The sequence below is a fragment of the Candidatus Culexmicrobium sp. genome (assembly GCF_058356305.1).
This window is the reverse complement of sequence record NZ_JBTVBB010000007.1, coordinates 26,031-44,473: the sequence shown is the minus strand read 5'-3', so window position 1 is coordinate 44,473 and position 18,443 is coordinate 26,031. Positions and strand designations below refer to the sequence as shown.

The 18,443-nt window shown below is 34.6% G+C and carries 31 protein-coding genes, 1 tRNA gene and 1 pseudogene; 3 read left to right on the top strand and 30 right to left on the bottom strand.

Features of this window, described 5'->3' with window-relative positions:
• Positions 1 to 12 precede the first annotated feature (12 nt).
• The 3 genes from ACW8TM_RS01410 (at position 13) to hgcC (ending at position 1,991) form a co-directional block, all read left to right on the top strand.
• The gene (locus ACW8TM_RS01410; protein WP_491531484.1) at positions 13 to 1,305 is read left to right on the top strand and encodes a pyridoxal-phosphate dependent enzyme; all 1,293 of its coding nucleotides are present in this window, start codon (positions 13 to 15) and stop codon (positions 1,303 to 1,305) included.
• Between the two features lie 33 nt (positions 1,306 to 1,338).
• Positions 1,339 to 1,629 carry a transcriptional regulator gene (locus ACW8TM_RS01405; protein WP_491531483.1) on the top strand — a complete coding sequence of 97 codons (291 nt, stop codon included), beginning with the start codon at positions 1,339 to 1,341 and terminating at the stop codon, positions 1,627 to 1,629.
• 89 nt (positions 1,630 to 1,718) lie between these two features.
• Positions 1,719 to 1,991 carry an HgcAB-associated protein HgcC gene (gene hgcC, locus ACW8TM_RS01400; protein WP_491531482.1) on the top strand — a complete coding sequence of 91 codons (273 nt, stop codon included), beginning with the start codon at positions 1,719 to 1,721 and terminating at the stop codon, positions 1,989 to 1,991.
• A 135-nt stretch (positions 1,992 to 2,126) separates the two neighbouring features.
• Here hgcC and ACW8TM_RS01395 read toward each other — a convergent pair.
• The 30 genes and pseudogenes from ACW8TM_RS01395 to ACW8TM_RS01250 all read right to left on the bottom strand — a co-directional run bounded on the left by ACW8TM_RS01395 (position 2,127) and on the right by ACW8TM_RS01250 (position 18,423).
• A tRNA-Ser gene (locus ACW8TM_RS01395) sits at positions 2,127 to 2,224 on the bottom strand.
• 120 nt (positions 2,225 to 2,344) lie between these two features.
• A pseudogene (locus ACW8TM_RS01390) lies at positions 2,345 to 3,360 on the bottom strand (RNA-guided pseudouridylation complex pseudouridine synthase subunit Cbf5).
• Positions 3,361 to 3,410: 50 nt separating this feature from the next.
• The gene (locus ACW8TM_RS01385; protein ID WP_491531481.1) at positions 3,411 to 3,692 is read right to left on the bottom strand and encodes a 50S ribosomal protein L14e; all 282 of its coding nucleotides are present in this window, start codon (positions 3,690 to 3,692) and stop codon (positions 3,411 to 3,413) included.
• A gap of 21 nt (positions 3,693 to 3,713) precedes the next feature.
• Positions 3,714 to 4,301 (bottom strand): (d)CMP kinase, encoded by a 588-nt coding sequence (cmk, locus tag ACW8TM_RS01380; protein ID WP_491531480.1) that lies wholly within the window; start codon positions 4,299 to 4,301, stop codon positions 3,714 to 3,716.
• A 3-nt stretch (positions 4,302 to 4,304) separates the two neighbouring features.
• Positions 4,305 to 4,577 (bottom strand): 50S ribosomal protein L34e, encoded by a 273-nt coding sequence (locus ACW8TM_RS01375; RefSeq protein ID WP_491531479.1) that lies wholly within the window; start codon positions 4,575 to 4,577, stop codon positions 4,305 to 4,307.
• Positions 4,578 to 4,587: 10 nt separating this feature from the next.
• Positions 4,588 to 5,076 (bottom strand): EMC3/TMCO1 family protein, encoded by a 489-nt coding sequence (locus ACW8TM_RS01370; protein ID WP_491531478.1) that lies wholly within the window; start codon positions 5,074 to 5,076, stop codon positions 4,588 to 4,590.
• Positions 5,077 to 5,145: 69 nt separating this feature from the next.
• Positions 5,146 to 6,558, bottom strand: coding sequence for a preprotein translocase subunit SecY (gene secY / locus ACW8TM_RS01365; RefSeq protein ID WP_491531477.1), 1,413 nt, complete (start codon positions 6,556 to 6,558; stop codon positions 5,146 to 5,148).
• 37 nt (positions 6,559 to 6,595) lie between these two features.
• Positions 6,596 to 7,036, bottom strand: a complete 441-nt coding sequence (locus tag ACW8TM_RS01360; RefSeq protein ID WP_491531476.1) for an uL15 family ribosomal protein — start codon at positions 7,034 to 7,036, stop codon at positions 6,596 to 6,598.
• Between the two features lie 10 nt (positions 7,037 to 7,046).
• Entirely contained in the window at positions 7,047 to 7,172 is a 126-nt protein-coding gene (locus tag ACW8TM_RS01355; protein ID WP_491531585.1) for an Hsp20/alpha crystallin family protein, read from the bottom strand.
• A 312-nt stretch (positions 7,173 to 7,484) separates the two neighbouring features.
• Positions 7,485 to 7,958 carry a 50S ribosomal protein L30 gene (locus ACW8TM_RS01350; RefSeq protein ID WP_491531475.1) on the bottom strand — a complete coding sequence of 158 codons (474 nt, stop codon included), beginning with the start codon at positions 7,956 to 7,958 and terminating at the stop codon, positions 7,485 to 7,487.
• A gap of 6 nt (positions 7,959 to 7,964) precedes the next feature.
• The gene (locus tag ACW8TM_RS01345) at positions 7,965 to 8,585 is read right to left on the bottom strand and encodes a 30S ribosomal protein S5 (protein WP_491531474.1); all 621 of its coding nucleotides are present in this window, start codon (positions 8,583 to 8,585) and stop codon (positions 7,965 to 7,967) included.
• Positions 8,586 to 8,591: 6 nt separating this feature from the next.
• Positions 8,592 to 9,185 (bottom strand): 50S ribosomal protein L18, encoded by a 594-nt coding sequence (locus tag ACW8TM_RS01340; RefSeq protein ID WP_491531473.1) that lies wholly within the window; start codon positions 9,183 to 9,185, stop codon positions 8,592 to 8,594.
• Position 9,186: 1 nt separating this feature from the next.
• On the bottom strand, positions 9,187 to 9,636 hold the full coding sequence (locus ACW8TM_RS01335; protein ID WP_491531472.1) for a 50S ribosomal protein L19e: 450 nt from the start codon (positions 9,634 to 9,636) through the stop codon (positions 9,187 to 9,189).
• A gap of 3 nt (positions 9,637 to 9,639) precedes the next feature.
• A complete protein-coding gene (locus tag ACW8TM_RS01330; protein ID WP_491531471.1) occupies positions 9,640 to 10,053 on the bottom strand; it encodes a 50S ribosomal protein L32e in 414 nt (137 codons plus the stop codon).
• A 5-nt stretch (positions 10,054 to 10,058) separates the two neighbouring features.
• Positions 10,059 to 10,598: a 50S ribosomal protein L6 gene (locus tag ACW8TM_RS01325; RefSeq protein WP_491531470.1), complete on the bottom strand. Its 540-nt coding sequence runs from the start codon at positions 10,596 to 10,598 to the stop codon at positions 10,059 to 10,061.
• 9 nt (positions 10,599 to 10,607) lie between these two features.
• Positions 10,608 to 11,000 carry a 30S ribosomal protein S8 gene (locus tag ACW8TM_RS01320; protein ID WP_491531469.1) on the bottom strand — a complete coding sequence of 131 codons (393 nt, stop codon included), beginning with the start codon at positions 10,998 to 11,000 and terminating at the stop codon, positions 10,608 to 10,610.
• Between the two features lie 9 nt (positions 11,001 to 11,009).
• Positions 11,010 to 11,174 (bottom strand): 30S ribosomal protein S14, encoded by a 165-nt coding sequence (locus tag ACW8TM_RS01315; RefSeq protein WP_491531468.1) that lies wholly within the window; start codon positions 11,172 to 11,174, stop codon positions 11,010 to 11,012.
• Positions 11,175 to 11,179: 5 nt separating this feature from the next.
• Positions 11,180 to 11,725, bottom strand: a complete 546-nt coding sequence (locus ACW8TM_RS01310; protein WP_491531467.1) for a 50S ribosomal protein L5 — start codon at positions 11,723 to 11,725, stop codon at positions 11,180 to 11,182.
• Position 11,726: 1 nt separating this feature from the next.
• A complete protein-coding gene (locus tag ACW8TM_RS01305) occupies positions 11,727 to 12,485 on the bottom strand; it encodes a 30S ribosomal protein S4e (protein ID WP_491531466.1) in 759 nt (252 codons plus the stop codon).
• Between the two features lies 1 nt (position 12,486).
• A complete protein-coding gene (gene rplX, locus ACW8TM_RS01300) occupies positions 12,487 to 12,870 on the bottom strand; it encodes a 50S ribosomal protein L24 (protein ID WP_491531465.1) in 384 nt (127 codons plus the stop codon).
• Between the two features lie 16 nt (positions 12,871 to 12,886).
• Complete coding sequence (locus tag ACW8TM_RS01295; RefSeq protein ID WP_491531464.1) at positions 12,887 to 13,315, bottom strand: 50S ribosomal protein L14; 429 nt, start codon at positions 13,313 to 13,315, stop codon at positions 12,887 to 12,889.
• Positions 13,316 to 13,651, bottom strand: coding sequence for a 30S ribosomal protein S17 (locus tag ACW8TM_RS01290; RefSeq protein WP_491531463.1), 336 nt, complete (start codon positions 13,649 to 13,651; stop codon positions 13,316 to 13,318).
• 1 nt (position 13,652) lies between these two features.
• On the bottom strand, positions 13,653 to 13,937 hold the full coding sequence (gene rnp1, locus ACW8TM_RS01285; RefSeq protein WP_491531462.1) for a ribonuclease P protein component 1: 285 nt from the start codon (positions 13,935 to 13,937) through the stop codon (positions 13,653 to 13,655).
• A gap of 3 nt (positions 13,938 to 13,940) precedes the next feature.
• Positions 13,941 to 14,147, bottom strand: a complete 207-nt coding sequence (gene rpmC / locus ACW8TM_RS01280) for a 50S ribosomal protein L29 (protein WP_491531584.1) — start codon at positions 14,145 to 14,147, stop codon at positions 13,941 to 13,943.
• Positions 14,137 to 14,781 carry a 30S ribosomal protein S3 gene (locus ACW8TM_RS01275; protein ID WP_491531461.1) on the bottom strand — a complete coding sequence of 215 codons (645 nt, stop codon included), beginning with the start codon at positions 14,779 to 14,781 and terminating at the stop codon, positions 14,137 to 14,139. Before ACW8TM_RS01275 ends, rpmC begins: the two co-directional genes overlap by 11 nt.
• On the bottom strand, positions 14,778 to 15,245 hold the full coding sequence (gene rplV / locus ACW8TM_RS01270) for a 50S ribosomal protein L22 (RefSeq protein ID WP_491531460.1): 468 nt from the start codon (positions 15,243 to 15,245) through the stop codon (positions 14,778 to 14,780). The genes ACW8TM_RS01275 and rplV overlap by 4 nt, the downstream gene beginning before the upstream one ends.
• Positions 15,246 to 15,350: 105 nt before the next feature.
• On the bottom strand, positions 15,351 to 16,271 hold the full coding sequence (locus tag ACW8TM_RS01265; protein WP_491531459.1) for a metallophosphoesterase family protein: 921 nt from the start codon (positions 16,269 to 16,271) through the stop codon (positions 15,351 to 15,353).
• Positions 16,259 to 16,663 (bottom strand): RidA family protein, encoded by a 405-nt coding sequence (locus tag ACW8TM_RS01260; protein WP_491531458.1) that lies wholly within the window; start codon positions 16,661 to 16,663, stop codon positions 16,259 to 16,261. Before ACW8TM_RS01260 ends, ACW8TM_RS01265 begins: the two co-directional genes overlap by 13 nt.
• An 8-nt stretch (positions 16,664 to 16,671) precedes the next feature.
• Positions 16,672 to 17,886 carry a threonine ammonia-lyase gene (ilvA, locus tag ACW8TM_RS01255; protein WP_491531583.1) on the bottom strand — a complete coding sequence of 405 codons (1,215 nt, stop codon included), beginning with the start codon at positions 17,884 to 17,886 and terminating at the stop codon, positions 16,672 to 16,674.
• Between the two features lie 12 nt (positions 17,887 to 17,898).
• On the bottom strand, positions 17,899 to 18,423 hold the full coding sequence (locus tag ACW8TM_RS01250; protein ID WP_491531457.1) for a hypothetical protein: 525 nt from the start codon (positions 18,421 to 18,423) through the stop codon (positions 17,899 to 17,901).
• Positions 18,424 to 18,443: the final 20 nt, after the last annotated feature.

Below are 18,443 nucleotides of genomic sequence, written 5' to 3'. Positions count from 1 at the left end.
AACAGTGTTATAATGATGAATAGAATAAATGTTGTCCTTGAAGATGCTACTTCACTTAAGCCCTCACTTGAATTAGATTTAAGAGAAGTAATTAGTGAATTTACTCGGATAATGCAATCTAAAGTTGTATCAAATCCAATAATTGTAGATGACGCTTCGAATACTATTTTGAGGGGTCATAAAGTGTTCTTTGCATTAAGTTTGCTCTCAGCTAAAAAGGTGCCAGTAGTTAAAGTGGATACTTCAAAAATTAGTGGACGTGAAGAATTAACTTCCTACTTAAAAGAGATTAGTAAAAAGCTTCCTAAAGTTAAATTCACGTTGAATAAACTTGATGTGTGGTCTAGGGAGGATCCGCGAGTTTTAAGAGTCTATGAGAGTACCTTGGATTTACTAGTTAAGGGTTGGCCTACCCCTTTAGTTAAGTTTAATTCATTGTCCACTGAAGCTCGTTCTGTTTGGGCTAAGTTAGAGGGATTTAATCCATTTAGTAATAGTGTCAAGGATAGAATCGGATGGTCGATGATAATGGAGGCCTTGAAGAAAAGTGAGTTGAAGGAGATATTATATGAAGCTACTTCAACTAATACTGGAATTGCATTAACTTCTATTGCAAATATTCTTGGCAAGAAAACTAAATTGTTTATACCGAAGAGTATTCAAAGGGTAAGCGATACCTTTCTTAGGATTTTAGGCGCTGAGGTTGTAAGAATGCCGGTTAGCTTAACAGTTGAGGCTATAGATAAGGTGGATGATGAAGCAAAAAGGGTTGGTGCTTCCCATCTAAATCAATTTGAGAATGATGTGAACTTCAAGGTTCATCTTAAATATACTGCGAAGGAGTTGGATATGCAATTAACATCCCTAAACCTAAAGCCTACACATATTATTGGCGGTTTAGGGACATCTGGTCATATGAGTGCTATTTCACTTTACTTTAAAAGTAAATATGGTGATGATGTTAGGGTTATAGGTGTCCAGCCTGCTCCTAACGAGATTATTCCTGGTATACGGAGAATTGAGACTGGAATGAAATGGATACACTGGGTTAAATTTGATAAGATAATTGATGTAAAACTTGATGAGGCAATTGAAGGAGTTATTAGAATAGCTAGAAGTGAGGGGCTTCTTATTGGTCTTAGTGCTGGAGCAGTAGTAGATGCTTTCACAAAAATTGCTGGAGAAGATGGAGTTTATATTCTAATATTGCCCGATACTGGATATAAGTATGCAGAGCAACTTGAAAGTTATCTTGTTAGAAAGAGAAACTGTCAACGTAACATTTCTATACTTGGTATTACATAGAACAATGTGATGAGCAATAAACCCCTATGTGAAATGGTTGTAAAATACATGTTACCTGCCATTAGGTATTTGATAGCAAAAGAGTTAATTGAGAATTATGGTTTTCCTCAAATGTCGGCAGCTAAAGTTCTTGGATTATCTCAAGCAGCTATAAGTTATTACATGAATTCTAAGCGGGGACAAAAATGGGTTTCAATTTTAGCCCAAAATGAGAAAGTTATAAAGCTTATTAAATCAACTGCAAAGGAGATTGCTGAGTCAAAAGAGAAGGTTAATGTGGATTTATGTAGATTATGCTTGATGATTAGAGAATTAACATTCTAGAATTCATATTTCTCTGATTTATCTTAAATATCATATTTTTCAGTAAAGTTTATATTATCTGAATTGTTTAGTTTTTATGGTGATTCATTGTGGTTAAGGATGAAAAGTTTTCTGAATGTTGTAGTGGTGAAGCTATGACTAAATGTGCTATTGAAGCGATACTTGTCATTGATGATAGAGGGCAAGTTCTATTTCCCAAGGAGCTTAGAGAGAAATTTAAGTTGAAGCCTGGAGATAAACTGGTTGCAGTTTCATGTAGTAAAGGTGAGAGGATTTGTTGTTTAACTTTAGTTAAGGCTGAGGATTTGGCTAAGAGTGTTAAGAGCTTTCTAGGTCCCTTCTTAAAAGAGCTTATTAAATAATTTGTAGGGGCTCAGTATTGCCGGGTTCTGCCATCAATTGGCAGTAACCGCCAAAGGTACATCATTGCCCATTTTATTATTTTGAACTTGGTTAATTTATTTTAATCTAATATTGGTAGGTGTATCGTATTTTAACGCCGGGGGCGGGATTTGAACCCGCGCGTCCCTTTCGGGACACAGGCTATCTGTTTTTCTCCAGGCCTGCGCCTTAAACCTGGCTAGGCTACCCCGGCTCTATTTTGGTTTACCTCACTACATCCATATTTATTTTTCACTTTATATGTGTGTAATGTTGGCTTATAAGTTTGAATAATAGTTTTACAATTTTCTAATCGCCCTTAATTTATTACTTTTTATCTCCATGCTTTCGGATATGTTCCTCTGTCCATTATTACTCTTTCCGTTTTTGCTACTATTCCTTTTTCTGCTTCTAGTATTTCGTTTGATGTCATCCTTGCTTTTGCTAAGGCTACTAGTTCTCCCTTTTGTGTCATTATTGCTATTAGGCTTCCTCTTTTTATTCCTGTTTCTAGTCTTAGTACTCCTGGGGCTGCTAGGTCTGCTCCGTGACATATTGCGTCTACTGCGCTGTCTCTTATTATTATTTTGGGAAGGTGTTGGATTGCTTTTTCTACTGGTAGTATGGCTTTTCTTAGTTGTGTTTCATTTTTTTCTTCTATCCATGTTTCATATGCGTCTTGTAGGTCATGTAATGTAATTAGGGTTTCATCCTCCTTTAGTGGTCCTGACCGTGTTCTTCTTAGTTCTTGCATGTGTGCTCCTACGCCTAGGACTATTCCTATGTCATGGCATAGTTTTCTTATGTATGTCCCTGCTTGGCATCCTACTTTTATGAGGACGTCTTTCCCTGTTATTTCCAGAACCTCTATATAATAGATTGTCCTTATTCTGACCACTCTTTTTACTGATGATTTTAGTGGTGGTCTTTGATATATTGGGCCAGTGAATTCTTTACATACCTTTCTTATTTTATCTTCATCTACTTTTTTGTGCAGTCTCATTACACATACATATTCTTTTCCTGCATGGATTAATGCTCTTATTGCTTTTGTTGCCTTTTTTAGTGCTATAGGTAGTATTCCTGTTACTTTGGGGTTTCCCCACCCTTTAAGGGTTCTAGGGTCCCTGCATGTCCTGCTTTTTCTATGTTTAATATTCTTTTTACCCATGCAACTACTTCATGGCTTGTGGGTCCTGGTGGTTTGTCTAGATTTATAACGCCTAGTTCTATATGTTTTTCTATGCTTCTTTTCTGTGGTGGGCAGCCATAGTTTGGATTTGTTTCCTCTTCTGCTTTTATCAGTATTTCTCTCTGTATATCTGCTGGTAGAGTTTTATGTCTTTTCAATTATTTCACCAACTATAACAATTTGTTTTCTTTAAATTATGTGTAGTGATTTAGATTTTTATCTTTGCTATTTCCTTCATTTTTTCTAGTAGTCCTGCTTCTTCAAGTGCCTTTTTGACTTCTTCATCTGTTGCGTCTGCTTTTATATTAATTTTGTATTCTGTTGGTTCTAAGTGTTTTATATTGGCTCTTCTTCTTTTTACTCCACTGACGTCTTTAGGTCCTGTTATTAATACAAACCTATCATCTATAACATCTATTATTACACATTTTCTTCCAGCTTCTCTTCCCCTAGTTTTGACGCATATTCTTCCAATTTCTATTGCAGCCATCTTCCACACCTCTTAGTTATATTAGGCTTCATTGATGTAAACAGTTTCTTTGTTTCTTAAACTTTTCCTCTTTATATAGTATTTTATTAGTTTTTCTAGAATTTCACTTACTTCTTCTTCACTCCATTTCTCTGTATTTATTACTATGTCGTAAATGCTTAGGTCCTCTAGGTTTATTCCATAATATTTTAAGTATCTTCTTTTGTTGCTTTCTTCTCTTATTCTTATTTCTTCTAGTGCATCTTCAATTGACTTTTTATCTCTCTTAGCTATTCTTTGTGCTCTGACTTTTAGTGGTGCTGTTAAGAATATTTTTATGTCTGCATAATCCTTTGCCATCCATCCCGTTAGATGTCCATCAATTACAATGTTCCCCCTTCTTGCTTCTTCTATTGTTTTTTTGTCAACTTTGAAGTCGAATTTACTGTTTGTTTCGGCTTTTGAATGGAATTTTTCAAGTGAGATTCCAAGTTTTAATGCCATTTGCCTGAAGTATCTTCCAGTTGAGAAGTATCTTAAATTGAATTTTTCTGCTATTCTCTTTGCGTGGGTTGTTTTTCCTGATCCTGGTGGCCCGCTGACTGTTATTACTATTTTATTTTTTTTCAATTGTTAGGTTGCCTCCCTAACTGTGTTTTTAATTAATTTGTGGAGACATGTGGAGCAGAGTGTTCCGCCATATGGTCTTGTAGGTCGTCTTGAACTTTTCGGTAGTCTTCTTAGTTTTACTGGTCTTAGTCTTGGGACTCCATGTAATTCTTTTCTACATATGGCGCACTTAGCTGGATTTGGTTTTCTTTTAAAGTAATGAATTACAATTCTTCCTCCTGGAGTTCTTACATATTTTCTTTTTAGACTTCGAGATCTGAGTGCTCTTCTAGGCATTTGTTTCACCTCAGAATGATAATTTTAATATTTTTTGAATTATGGGTAAGGTTAGTAGTGAGCATAAAATATACCAAGTTACAAAGCTTGCTTTATCTCCTGCGAAGGGTAGGGTGAATGGGAGGAAAGCTACAATTGAGGGGAAGGCTCCTGAAAATACTATGAAGAACATCCATAATGGCAACATGAATATTAAAGAGGGTTTCATTCTCTCGGCCATTAATTCAGCTTCAAGCTTTTTTATGTATGGCTCCCTTTTTCTTAGTTTTATCATGAGTTTTCTATCTCCACTTGTTAATGCCTTTCTCATTTCTCTTCTCCATTGAGATATTTCAGCTGCGTATTCCCTTAGTTTCTTTACATCTAGTATGAGGTAGTTGGCTAGTGCTGTGGTTAACCCTACACTTAGACTTATAACTAAGACTGATATTGTTGATAGTGGAGGGTATCTGTAGGGGCCTAGTAGATTTCTAATTATGTCAACCAACCATTCCAGCAATATGTCTCCCTCACTTCTAGTTAATATTATGCTGTTGTTGTCCTTCTATTTTTTAAGTTAAAAATATTGCTATTTTTCACCCATTATTCTCCTAACCATTGGGTATAATTCCTCTATTTGTTCTTGTGTCAATATGCTCCAGTATTGATAAATTATTCCTACTGTTAATAATACTCCCATGCCTGATCCTATTGCTCCTATTAAATCTGCTATTGCTGCTATCATTGCTACTGTAATACCACTTAATACGGTCAGTGTTGGTATGTATCTGTTTAATAGTCTTTCGATAATTTTTGGTGATCTTCTAAAGCCTGGTATTTGGAGTCCTGCTTGGACTAATTGTTGGGCTTGATCTCTGGGGTTTAATCCAGATGCTTCCACCCATATTACTGCAAATAATACTGAGCTTAAAATTAACATTAAAGTATATATTACGGCATGTAACGGGTCATTCATAACTGAGTTTAATCCTGTTGGAGGTGTTACATAGTAGGCTAGTCCTCCTATAGGTGTGTTATCTGTAGTATTGAACATTCCAAGCCAGTTTAGAAATATGTTTGTATTGTTATAGTTAAATTGCTTCCAGATCATAAGTGACACTATTTTTAGATCCACAAATAGCATGGATGTAAATATTATTGGGATGTTTGATACATATAGGAATTTTAATGGTACTTTTGTTCTTAGACCTCTATATTTAGGAAATGCTACTGGAACCTCTATTCTCATTCCTTCCAAGTATATAACGAAGATGAATATTAGTATCGTTGTGATGAATCCAGCCATTCCTGGAAGAGCACCTGGTCTAACAAAGGCATTCCATATATTTTCTCCACTTATTATTGTCTGTATGAAGGCTAGTACTGCTCCTAGATATTTTCCATCACCAGCTATTAGGGGGGAGAATGTTTGCCATGCAATTTGTTGTGCTACTCCTGTTGCTATAAAGAGGCTTACTCCACTTCCTATTCCCCAACCCTTTTGAATCATTTCATCTAATAACATTACAATGAGTGTTGCCATCATTAACTGTATAAATACTAATATTATTGCATCTATTGGTAGTGGGCCAAAGGCTCCTCCGAGGATGTATGCTATGGATTGAATTCCACCCCATATGAGGGCCATTAATTTTTGTGCACCTGTATAGAGTGCTCTCTCTCTTGGATTTTGGAAATCCACTTCTAATATACCAGAGCCAACTAGTAGTTGCATTATTAATCCTGCAGTAACTATAGGGCCAATTCCAAGTTCCATTAGTGTTCCACGTTTAGCTGCAAATAGCATTCGCATATAGAGGAATGGATCATAGCCTACTCCTCTAGTTATACCATAAAGGGGGATTTCACTCATTACTAGATAGATAGTTAAAACTATGGCTGTCCATATTATTCTATCGCGGAGTGCTAGTTTTCTTTCTGGTCTAGATACTTCTGGAATTACTCTTATTACTGGTTCAAGGATGTCTAGCACCTTTGGCATCTTCACACACTCAAATGTTATTAGTACATTTAGTTTATTATATTTTAATTACTTCTCCACCTGCTTTACTTATTTTTTCCTCTGCTTTCTTAGAGACGTATGGGGCTATTACTACTAACGGGCGTGATACTTTCCCTCTACCTAAAACCTTATTATATCCTAGTTTCAGTACATTTATTATTATTTTGTCTTCTTTTAGCTCTGCTTTCCCTCTACTTAGTAATTCTGGGGCTATTTCATCTAGTAATCCTACATTAACAACTTTTTCACTTGGCTTCATACTCAATGGTGTTTTAAATCCATGTTTACCAAAGTAGTTTGGTGCATTTTTTAGTACCCATGTCCAGTGATGTTTATGTCTGCCTGATCTCCCAAATCCACCTTTCAATCCCTTACCTCTATGTTGTCCTGTTATTCCCCATCCACAAGTTCTGCTTCCTCTATATTTTCTAATTTTCTTTCTCCTTCTTACAACCATTTTAATCACCTTAATTGTTTGTTTTGCTTATTATATTTTCTAGAACTCCATTTCTATACTTTGCCCTTATGTTTTTGACATTTACATTTAATGGTAAATCTATTTCTTCCTTATAGTGTTTTTTGTCTTCACTAATTACTGGGACTATTAGTTTTATGTTCTCCTTTTTACGCCGGGTAATTCTATATAGACCTTAATGGTCTTTCCTTGATGATGTCTATTGATCGTTTAAATTTTTTATAATTGGACTATTTATATCTTCATTTTCTTTTATTATGAGCTGGTTGTTAAATCTTGTTGAGATCAAAATTATATGTGAATGACCTATTAGAGCTGAATTCTAGATTATCTTTTGAGATTATACTTCTCAAAATCTTCTACTTCTCTCCTTATTCTTTTTGTTTCATTAAAAACGTTGTATGGGGAGTTATTTTCTCTTCTATTAAATTTAACACATTTTTCTTATTAATTCATTTATTTTTAATCCTCTATATCCTAATTCTCCTCCACTTCCATAATGTTTCTTAATGCTTCCTTTAAATCCTCCACTTGGAGGATGTAGTCTGAAGACTGGCTTAAATTTTGGTATGTCCTTAAACGTTATTTTTCCATTAAATATTGCTTGAGCTAATTCTTCTATACTGCTTATTCCAAGTGTTTTTTGTAGGTATTCATCAGTTAGTTTGTTTCCTCCTTCTAATTCTCCTTTCCTTCTAAGTAGGTAGACTAGGGTTTCTGGCGTTATTTCTCCCCATGTTACATAATCTCTAACTTTTTTTAGCATTCCTAAATAACTTGGTCTATCATCTATTATTACTGCATGGTTTTTTCTATGCAGTTTCAGCATTGCAAGGGTATCTTTTACTTCCTTTGGTATTCCAACTCTTCCCCTTAATCTTATAACTATTAATAATCTGGGCAATTTCAATTACCCCATGACTCTTCTTTTTAGAGTCTTTTTAAGTGCATTATAGGTGGCTTTTGCGAAATTTAGTGTTGTTCTTGTTTCTCCTTTTGTTCGTGTCCAAACGTCTTGTATTCCTGCTAGTTTAAGTACTGTTTTTGCAGTGTCTCCTGCAACTAATCCTACTCCTCTTGGTGCTGGTATTAATGTTATTTCTACGCTTCCACTTTTTCCGACTACTTTAAAGGGTACACTGTGTGGTCGATTGCATGAACATTCCCAGCTTCCACATCCTCTTTTTACTGGGATTACATGTAGCTTCGCATTTTCAATTGCCTTGTTTATTGCGAATCTTAGTTGTTTTGCTTTTGCTGTTCCTAACCCGATTAGTCCATCTTCATTTCCAATGACTACTGCTACTTTAAATCTACTCATTTCTCCAGCATCTGTCTGCTTTTGAACTATGCTTATGTCTATTATTTCATGTTTTATGTCTGGAATTAAAACATCTATTATTTCAGGCTCCATTATGGGTAAGTTTAATGCGTAAATTTGATAGATTGAGACTATTTTTCCCTCTTTAACTAATCTTCCTAAAGTTGTTCTTGGAACCCACTCTTCAATATTTGATATGTATCTACTCATATGTTTTCACCCTTTAAATTCCTTCATAATTTTTTCCTTTACGTTTTCAAAATGCGTCGGTAGATTTTCCGGTGGTAAGTTTAGTTTCAAGTATATTGAAAATTGTTTCTCATATTTTTCAGGATTGGTTTCCTTTAGTAGAAGTGCATAGTTTGCTATGTGTTCTCCTCTAATTCTGTTTTCGCTTGGTATTTTTTCTTTTCTATGTGGTATTTCTAGTCCCGCGTCTAGTGCACCTTTTAGTACAGCGAATATTTTTGCACCCTTCGTTGGCCTGTGTAATCCAATGTCTATTATTGCTTCTTTTATTCCTGATTTAATTGATTTGTAGCCGATTAATAGTCCTGTTAGATATGCCGCAGGTGTGTTGGAGTATGATGCTTTCCATCCATATTTCTTCAGTTCACTTGAATGAACTGATGCTAAGACTTTATCACCTTCTACTTTTGCTTCAACTATTTGTGCTATTATGTACTTATTGGTTTTTCTCACCACCAATCTAGGTTTTCCTGATATTATCATTCTAAGTCTTTTTCTGTAATTTGTTTTACCTTCTCTTCTTCTTCTGAAGGGAACCTTGTATCTTGGTCCTCTTGCCATTTTACCTCCTCCTTGCTAAGTTATGTTCCTTAATATATGTTTTTATGTGTGAAATGCTTGTGAATGCTCCACCCTTCACCATCATGTATAATTTTCTGTAAACTGTTCTGCTTATTATCCTTCTTTTTCTTAGTAGTTTTAGAAATTTCCTCTGTGCTCTTACTTTCATTATCCAAAGTCGCTTCCTACTTATAGTTGAGCCTTTTCTGCTTCCTGGACCTTTTCTTCTACCTTTTCTCTTCTGTAGTCTTCTTTTTCTTAATCTTCCTTTGCTAATTCCCTTTACTGGTTTTGCTTTTATTATTCCTTCACGTATTAATATTTTTACGTCTTCTCTAGTCATTGCTTCAGCTGCCCTGTCTAGTTGTTCAGGGTCTATCCATACTCTATTTTCACCTACTTTAAGTATGTCTGCGGCTAATCGTCTTACTGTTCTAAGTGTTAGTGGCATTTTTTACACCTCTGCTTCTGCTTCTTGTATTTCTTCAGTAATTGTACCGGCATTTAATATTTTTAATCCTAATTCCAATGCTTTCCTTACTATTTCTATCCTTTTTCTTTTTCCAACAGTATGTGCTATCCGTATTGCATATATTTTTGGATCTAGTCCTTCAAGTTCATTTACATTTGTAATGATTTTTTCTTTATATCCGGATGGATGATATCCTCTGACTATTTTTGGAGTTCGATATCCTATTTCTACGGCTGGTGGGTACCCTTTCCTTTTTAGTCTATGTTTGTCATCCAGGCCTTTTGGTCGTCTCCATGCAGTTCCAAGTCTCTTTAATCTCCAGTGCCATGGTCTCAGGAATTTTACTTCTTTTTCTTTAAGTTTTTTTCTTATTTTTGCAATTTTTTCTTTATTCATTTTAATCACTCCTTAGAGTAGATGTATATACCGTCTAGGAATACTCTTGGATCTTTCTCTTTAATTCTAGTTGCTAGTTCTATGTTGGCTGCTGTTTGACTTACTGATTCAATATCTATTCCCTCTATGATAACTTCATCTCCTTTAACTGAAATTTTTACATCTCCAACAATTTTTGCCGTTCTAGGAACTTTTTCTCCCAAAAAATTTTCAATTATAACTTTTTTACCCTTTACTTTAACTGAAATTGGGAAGTGAGCGTAAACTATTTTCATTTTATACCTAAAACCTTGAGTTACACCTTTAATCATATTTTTTATATGTCCTGCAATTGTACCTACCAATGCTTTATCTTTCTTTTTAGGAAGGAATGATTCTACAATAACTTTTCTATCTTTAACTCTGATTATAATGTTTCTTGCATGAGAAAAGTCTCTCTCAAGTTTGCCTTTAGGTCCAGATACGACTACTTTTTTATTTTCCAGTATAATTTCAACTCCATCGGGTATGTTGACTATTTTTTCTTCTTTTAGAATTTTAGCCATTTTTCTCACCTAGTAGACGTATGCTAAGAGTATTCCTCCAATTTTTAGTTTTTTTGCTTCTTCGTGGGACATTATACCCTTCGATGTTGATATTATTATTATACCAATGTCTCTTGCTGGCAAATATTGTTTTTCCCATTCTTCAATTTCCCTATATCTTATTGGAAATCTTGGACGTATTGCTCCACATTTATTTATTCTGCCCAATAGTTGAACTCTTATTTTTCCAGCTCTTCCATCGTCTATTAATTCTATTTCACCTACATAACCATGCTTTTGCATAACTCTTAATACGTTTGCAATTAGTTTCGATGCTGGCATTATTATACACTCATTCCTACCTCTCATTTCATTATTCATTATTGTTGCTAGTGCATTTGAGAGAGTATCCATCATAGTCATGCTTTCACCTCACATGTACTTTTTAAATCCAATTTTTTCTGCAACTTCTCTAAAGCATTGGCGGCAGAGCATTAACCCATATTTTCTTATTATTGGGCCATGAGATCCACATCTTCTACATCTTCTACTACCTTTACCGAATTTTCTTATTTTTGGTGGTTTATATTTACCCATAGTAATCATTCCTCCAAAATCTCTACTCCAAACTCTCTCTTCATATATTCCATTGCTTCAATAGCTGTTACTCTTTGTTTTTTACCAATTTTTGATTTTCTTATTCTTCTCCTCATAACTCTATATCCTGGTCTTTCAAAGGATACACATACATCCATGCCGAATATACCTATGTTTGGATCATATTTTGTTCCTGGAATGTCTATGTGCTCCCTTATTCCAAAGGATACATTTCCATATGGATCAAAACTTTTTGCCTTAATTTTATTTCCGACTGCTATCAATGCTTTGCGTAGGAATTCCTTTGCCTTTTCTCCTCTTAGAGTTACTACGCAAGCTATGTTTTCTCCTTTTCTTATTCCAAATTCTCTTATTGTTCTTTTAGCTTTTCTTCTTGATGGTTTTTGCCCAGTTAAGCTTTCTAATACCCTTGCTGCTTTTTCAAGTTTTTCTCCTGATTCTCCTACAGCTATATTTATGACTACTTTTCCTATCTTTACTCTTCGCATTGGATTTATTTTTTCTATTGCTGTTGTTTCCTGTTCTTCCATCCTAAAGCACTCCTTCTGGAAGGGATATTAATGGCTCTTCATATCCAATTGCAAAGACATATAATAAACTTGTCTTAATAAGATCTTTACTTGGAAGTTCAATTGTAACTATACTCCTATGTCTTCCAAATCCTTTTTCAATTCTTATAATTTTTCCAACTAATCCTACATTTTTCCCTCCTATAACCATTACAAGCGTGTTTTCACCAAATTTTATATGATCTAAAATGTCTTGTTGGGGTATGCTAATCTTAATTACATCAAGAGTTTTAAAAACATCTTCAACTGGTTTCTTAGGGTCTGAAACTTTTATAATATGATTTCTACCGTCATGGAGATTTAACTGGATATGTCCACCTTTAACGGTTTTTTTATTTTCAATTCTACATAGCTTGAATTTTGCTTCTTCCTCTGTTATTGAATGGAGTATGAAGCCTTTTTGTTTATGTGGAAGAACTCTAAAGTATTTCTTGGCGTCCGGTATTTCTATTACATCCATTAATCCAACTGGGAATTTATGATCGGTTCTAACTTTACCGTCAATTTTTATTTTTCTTTCTTTTATTATTCTTCTAGCTTCTCTAGCTGTTTCAGCATATTTTAATATGTCTCTTACTATGACGAGTAGAGGTATGCATCTATTGAGTGGATGGGGTCCAGGGTTTGGTTTCACCGCAAACTTATATGCTTTCCTATGTATTGGCCAAAATGCAGGTGAGGGAAATCGCTTTAAATGTCTTTTAGGTCCTTTTTTACCCATTTTATTTTACCTCCTTCATTTCAAGTTTTTCTCTTCTTCGTGGGTCTGATAAGTCTAGTTTGGTTATCATGACTTTTGATGGATGAATTGGAGCAGGAATCACAGTTCCATCCGCTTTTCTCCTAGTTACTCCTTCAATATGAATTCTAAAATTATTTAAATCAACTTTAAGAACTTTTCCTTCATAACCTGCATAATCTCCTCTAAGAATTATTACTGTATCTCCTTTTCTAATGGGAAATGATCGTCTATCATATTTTACCCTTAACTCTGGAGATAGTGGTGCTGACATCATTTTATGTCTTTTATGAAGTGGTGCTCTAAATTGGGCTTTTCTCTGTTTTTTTGGCTTTTTAGACTTTGTTTTCCAATATAGTTTCTTCAATATAAGTCACCCAATTTCAGATTATGATGGTGGCCAAACCTGCAATTCTTGGCCATCGTTCAGCTGCCTCCTTGGCTACTGGTCCTCTTATCTCTGTACCTTTCGGCTCTCCTTCAGGTGTTACTATTACTACTGCATTGTCTTCAAATTGAACCCATGTTCCATCCATTCTTCTAAAGGGTTTTCTCTGTCTTACAACTACTCCTCTTAGTACTTGTCTCCTCATTTCTGGTGTTCCCTTTTTTACAGATACTATTACCAAGTCTCCAACTGCAGCTTCTGGTAGTCTTCTTAGCCTAGTTTTGCTTCCAAGTACTCCTATTATTTGGACTATTTTTGCTCCGCTATTATCTGCACATTTGACATATGCTCCTACCGGTAGACCTGGGCTTACTCCATGTCGATAGGATACTCCTATTGCTCGTCTTATTCCTCGTTTAGCCATCTATTTTCCCTCCATTTTTTCTATTACTACAAATGAGACTGTTTTGCTTAATGGTCTACATTCTATTATTTTAACTTTATCTCCCTCTTTTGCATTTATGCATGGTGGGTTATGTGCTGGTATTCGAGATCTTCTTTTTTCATATCGCTTATATTTTGGGATGTAGTGTAGGTAGTCATATTGTACAATAACTGTTTTTGGCATTTTTGAACTAACAACTGTACCTTCTAGTATTCTTCCTCTAACTGATATTTTTCCATGAAATGGACATTTCGGATCATTACACTCTTGGTCTGGGGGTTTTACTCCTGGAACACCTATATTTCTTGTTGGCATTTCACCACCTTCTCCTGAATTTTTTCTTTATCCTATCCTCAGGTCGACCTAAGATTACTTTCCCATCTACTTCAACTATACTTCCATCTGGAAGTGTAAAATGTATGATGACGCAATTTTTTGGTATTATTTTTACTTGATTGTTTTGCATTATTCTCAATGTTTTCATTGTTTCATCAACTACTTTTCCTTCAATGCCAATATAGCCTGGATGCGTGCTTTCGACAATTTTGACCTTCAAGCCTATTAATTCATGTTTTACGAGATTTTTAGGTGTTATCTTCATTCTCTATTTCCTCCTTATTCCAAGTTCTTCTTCTCTTTGTATTGTTAATATTCTTGCAATGGCTTTTCTTAGTTCTCTTATTTGCTTTGGGTTGTCTAGGGGTGCACCGCTTGCTGCCATTCCTCTTATTCTTGCTAGTTCTGCTCTTAATTCGTTTAGCTTTTTCTTTCTTTCTTCGGGTTTCATTTTTCTAATATCGCTAACTCTCAGTATTGGCACTTTCCATCATACCCTCCTCGGTTTTAGGATAAACTTCTTTAATCATTATATCATCTGGCGTTTTTGTTGGGGGCATTATTCTAACTTTAATACCATATATTCCTGGTTTTAATGCAACATAAACTGTTGCTTCATCTACAAGTTCTTCATAGGGTTTCCCCGATTTTAATAATTCTCCAGCTTTGTATTTTTCGTATCTTGCTCTTTCAGTTCTTAGTTTCCCACTGATTATTATTTCCACACCTTTTGCACCTGCTTCAACTATTTGTCTTAGGGCTATGAATGCAGCTCTTCTAAAATGTATACCTCTCTCCATTGCTCTGGCAATTCGTAATGCCATTATTTTTGCATTTAACTCTGGTACCTGAACTTGTGCTACTGCTATTTGTGGATTTTCTATTCCAAATCGCTTTTCAAGTGTTTCAGCCAAGTCTTTTATGTTTAGTCCTCCTCTTCCAATTACTATTCCTGGTCTTTCAGCATATATTGTAACCCTTGTTCCAAGTGGTGTTTTCTGTATTTCAACTCCTGCATATCCAGCTCTCTTTAATCTTTCAGATAAGTATTCATCTATTTCCATTCTTCTTAGTCCTTCAGCTACAAAGTATTTTTTAACGTTTGTCATTCTTCTTCCTCCATTACAACTACTTCAATATGAGTTAGTTGTTCAAAGTAGGGTGTTGCTCTTCCAAATGCTCTTGGTATATATTTTCTTATTTTAGGTCCTTTTTGTGCAGCTATATGGATTATCCTTAACTTTTCAATATCCAAGCCTTTATACTCTGCATTTGCTTCAACACTATTTAATACCTTTAATATTTCTTTTGCAGCTTTAACAGGATATCTTACTATCGGCCATCCTTCAATTCCTCTATGATGAGCTTGCTTTCCAGTAAATCTTTTAAATGGAATGGGTTTTTTCATTTTAATTACATCTTCAAGATATTTTTTAGCATCAGATAATCTCATACCTTTAATAAAAGCACAAACTTCACGTGCAGCTTTAAATGAAATACGTAGATCACGTCCACTAGCCTTAGCCATTCTATCCGGATCTACTTCAATTATTGAGTATCCCCATTTGGGCATATATTTTCCACCACTACCTATTTAGCGTCTGATTTTAGACTAAGCTTTTTTAAAATAAATTCTATAAAAAGTTTGCTTCCCTATTATGTAAATTTCTATGTTACATTAAGAAATTAACTTTACTGATTCTATTATTTTTCTTACTGGTGTTTCTAGGGAGCAGTGTATGTAGGCTGCGTTTTTATTCCAGTATGGAGGACCTAGTCTAGAGAAAATTGTTATTATTCTTCCATTATGACTTATTTTAAATCCCCTTATTGCTGCTTCATGACCTCTTAGGATTATTTTACTTTTCATTATTTGTAGAAATTTTAATGTGTAGTCTATTCCGAAAATTTTTCCTACCCCCCTTGGAGATGGATAGGCTCCTTTAATGCCACTTTCATCTGGATCATTCCATAGGATTTCAGTTAGATGGGATTTTTGTGGGTGTAGCTCTCTTGCCAATGCTATTTCTTCTATTGTATTTGCTTCTGTAGGTACTCCTCCGTGAAGCATTACTATACCTTGTTTTGTTTTTGTAGTATGAGGCATCACGTTGAATAATTGTCTCAGTTTTAAGTATACAAGTGTTGCTTCATTTTTGAATTTACCATATAATTCGTATGGTAGTGTGTGGGGCTGTGCAATTAAGTCATTTGGACCTTCATGATTTCCTCTGAGGAGTATTATTTGGCTTGGATATTTTTCTTTTAGTTTTAATGTTAGCATTAATGTTTCAAAGGATTTAACTCCTCTATCGATATAGTCTCCTAAAAACACTATGTATAATTTTTTATCTTCTAATTTTTCCATCACTGATTCTACTTTCATTATCTTTATCAACGTTTCAAGGTCTCCATGGAGATCTCCTATAACTAAAATTTCCTTCTTTTCATCTTGAATTTCTATTAGACCATTATTTATAGCCAGTTTTCCTGACATTCCTTTTTTAACTTCTTCTTCGTGAATTTTTATGATGTTATCTATGAAATTTATGGTTTCATCAATTTCTATTTTTAATATCCATCTTATTATTTTCTGCATTTGCTCTTTTCCTCGCATCTATATGCGATGGCTGATACTTCTAATAATGCATTTTTAGGTATGTTTGCTTCTATTGTAGTTCTTGCTGGTGGTTTTTCTTTGAAGTACTTTGCATATTCTGCATTGAACTTATGGAATTGGTTTAGATCTTTCAGGAATACGAATACTTTTACTATCTCATCCATTGTGTAGCCTGCAGCTTCAACTATTGCCTTAATATTTTCCATTACTTGTCTTGTCTGTTTTTCTATGTCTCCTTCGATTATTTTTCCTGTTTCTGGATCTACTGGTATTTGTCCGGATATAAATAAGAATCCTTCAATTTTTATTGCTTGACTGTATGGACCTGCTGGTTTTGGGGCTTTATCTGTGAATATGACTTCTTTTTTCATGTTTAAAACTATATTGTGCTTACTTTATAACCTCTATTCTCTAGATTACTAATAATTTCACTGACATATTTCGGGTCTTGAACTTCAACTGTTAATAGTACGAGTGCACTTCCAGGTTTTATTTGTGGTGATATTCTATCTATTGTAATGTCAAGTACATTTGCTCTGGCTTTAGCAATTATGCTTAGGACATTCTTCAATACTCCTGGTTTGTCTAGCATTTCAACAATGAGTCGTAGGACTCTCCCCTCACTTATTAAGTTCTTTTCTAATATGGTTGATAAGAGGGACGGATCAATATTTCCTCCCGAGATTACCGCTACAACTTTTTTGCCTTCAATATCTATTTTATTTGATAATATGGCTGCTATGGAAGCTGCTCCAGCTGGTTCAGCTACTACCTTTGCTCTTTCTAACAATTTGAATATTGCATCGCTAATTTCATAATCGTCGACTAGAACTATATCATCTACTAGTTTTGAGACTATATTGAATGTATATTCTCCAGGGCTTTTTATTGCAATTCCATCTGCAATTGTATCTATTTTTCTTATTTTCACTATCCTTTTCTTTTTTAGACTTAAGTACATGGATGCTGCCCCTTTTGCTTCTACTCCAATTATCTTTACTTCTGGGTTACGTTTTTTAATTGCAATTGAAATGCCTGATATGAGTCCTCCTCCACCTATTGGAACAACGATTATGTTTGGATCTTTTATTTGACTAATTATTTCAAGGCCAATTGTCCCCTGTCCGGCAATAATGTCTAAATCATTAAATGGATGTATAAAGGCTGCATTTTCTTTTTCAGCTAAGCTAATTGCTTTTTCATATGAGTCTTCTAGAGTTTTTCCGTGAAGAATAACTTGTGCACCATAACCCTTAGTTGCCGATATCTTTGCTGCTGGTGCAAATTCTGGCATGAATATTATGGCCTTTACCCCAGCCTTTGAGGCTGCATATGCCACTCCTTGTGCGTGATTTCCTGCAGATACTGCTACCACTGTTTCTATTTTCTTTTCTGAGATTAATTTAGAAATTTTATAGAATGCTCCCCTCACTTTAAATGAGCCTGTTTTTTGTAGATTTTCTAGTTTTAGATATACTTGTCCTTTTGTCCATGTACTAAATGTTTTGGATCTATCTAGTGGAGTTCTATGAATTACTCCTGTTAATAGCTTATTTGCTTCTAAAATTTTGTTATAAACTTCCTCTATAAGCATCATTTATTTCTCCTACTTTTCTAGGATTCCTTTGAGCAGTTGGTATTGTCTCTTTACGTCGGAATAGAATTTTTCTAAGATTTCTATTGCAGTCTTCTTAGCTTCTTCACTTGCTTCTTCTATTATATTTTTTATTTCTTCAGGTTTTTTGAGTGGTATGTTGAAAATTAGCTCTGTTAGTATTGTTAGTAATCCATCTTCAATGGCTTCTTTTAATGGTTTTTCCCCTATTTCTACTTCATGTCTTCTGGGTAGGTAACGGAATTTAAATGTACTGATTTTTGTTCTTTCTATGATTTTATGGTGTAATTCGTTAAGCTTCCCAAGCAATTTTAAGTGATCAATGTATTCTGGTTTTCTTCTGCCTATAATTTCCATTAAATCTTTTTCTCGAATTTTTCTTTGTGCTATTGCGCTTAATAGGTTGTCACTAATATCATATGTTCTTTCATCAACTTGTTTGATTAATCTTCTTTTGATTAGGCTTTTCAATGCTCTTTCTATTTCACTCCTACTTTTCCCGGCTCTTTTCATCATTCCGCTAATGGATATGGGGC

Bases quoted from the DNA above. Each gene is read 5' to 3' on its own strand.
- ACW8TM_RS01410 (WP_491531484.1), top strand. From the start codon at position 13: ATGATGAATAGAATAAATGTTGTCCTTGAAGATGCTACTTCACTTAAG.
- ACW8TM_RS01405 (WP_491531483.1), top strand. From the start codon at position 1,339: ATGGTTGTAAAATACATGTTACCTGCCATTAGGTATTTGATAGCAAAA.
- ACW8TM_RS01385 (WP_491531481.1), bottom strand. From the start codon at position 3,692: ATGGCTGCAATAGAAATTGGAAGAATATGCGTCAAAACTAGGGGAAGA.
- ACW8TM_RS01375 (WP_491531479.1), bottom strand. From the start codon at position 4,577: ATGCCTAGAAGAGCACTCAGATCTCGAAGTCTAAAAAGAAAATATGTA.
- secY (WP_491531477.1), bottom strand. From the start codon at position 6,558: ATGCCAAAGGTGCTAGACATCCTTGAACCAGTAATAAGAGTAATTCCA.
- ACW8TM_RS01360 (WP_491531476.1), bottom strand. From the start codon at position 7,036: ATGGTTGTAAGAAGGAGAAAGAAAATTAGAAAATATAGAGGAAGCAGA.
- ACW8TM_RS01345 (WP_491531474.1), bottom strand. From the start codon at position 8,585: ATGAGTAGATACATATCAAATATTGAAGAGTGGGTTCCAAGAACAACT.
- ACW8TM_RS01340 (WP_491531473.1), bottom strand. From the start codon at position 9,185: ATGGCAAGAGGACCAAGATACAAGGTTCCCTTCAGAAGAAGAAGAGAA.
- ACW8TM_RS01335 (WP_491531472.1), bottom strand. From the start codon at position 9,636: ATGCCACTAACACTTAGAACAGTAAGACGATTAGCCGCAGACATACTT.
- ACW8TM_RS01330 (WP_491531471.1), bottom strand. From the start codon at position 10,053: ATGAATAAAGAAAAAATTGCAAAAATAAGAAAAAAACTTAAAGAAAAA.
- ACW8TM_RS01325 (WP_491531470.1), bottom strand. From the start codon at position 10,598: ATGGCTAAAATTCTAAAAGAAGAAAAAATAGTCAACATACCCGATGGA.
- ACW8TM_RS01320 (WP_491531469.1), bottom strand. From the start codon at position 11,000: ATGACTATGATGGATACTCTCTCAAATGCACTAGCAACAATAATGAAT.
- ACW8TM_RS01315 (WP_491531468.1), bottom strand. From the start codon at position 11,174: ATGGGTAAATATAAACCACCAAAAATAAGAAAATTCGGTAAAGGTAGT.
- ACW8TM_RS01310 (WP_491531467.1), bottom strand. From the start codon at position 11,725: ATGGAAGAACAGGAAACAACAGCAATAGAAAAAATAAATCCAATGCGA.
- ACW8TM_RS01305 (WP_491531466.1), bottom strand. From the start codon at position 12,485: ATGGGTAAAAAAGGACCTAAAAGACATTTAAAGCGATTTCCCTCACCT.
- ACW8TM_RS01295 (WP_491531464.1), bottom strand. From the start codon at position 13,315: ATGGCTAAACGAGGAATAAGACGAGCAATAGGAGTATCCTATCGACAT.
- ACW8TM_RS01290 (WP_491531463.1), bottom strand. From the start codon at position 13,651: ATGCCAACAAGAAATATAGGTGTTCCAGGAGTAAAACCCCCAGACCAA.
- rnp1 (WP_491531462.1), bottom strand. From the start codon at position 13,937: ATGAAGATAACACCTAAAAATCTCGTAAAACATGAATTAATAGGCTTG.
- ACW8TM_RS01275 (WP_491531461.1), bottom strand. From the start codon at position 14,781: ATGACAAACGTTAAAAAATACTTTGTAGCTGAAGGACTAAGAAGAATG.
- rplV (WP_491531460.1), bottom strand. From the start codon at position 15,245: ATGCCCAAATGGGGATACTCAATAATTGAAGTAGATCCGGATAGAATG.
- ACW8TM_RS01265 (WP_491531459.1), bottom strand. From the start codon at position 16,271: ATGCAGAAAATAATAAGATGGATATTAAAAATAGAAATTGATGAAACC.
- ACW8TM_RS01260 (WP_491531458.1), bottom strand. From the start codon at position 16,663: ATGAAAAAAGAAGTCATATTCACAGATAAAGCCCCAAAACCAGCAGGT.
- ilvA (WP_491531583.1), bottom strand. From the start codon at position 17,886: ATGCTTATAGAGGAAGTTTATAACAAAATTTTAGAAGCAAATAAGCTA.
- ACW8TM_RS01250 (WP_491531457.1), bottom strand. From the start codon at position 18,423: ATGATGAAAAGAGCCGGGAAAAGTAGGAGTGAAATAGAAAGAGCATTG.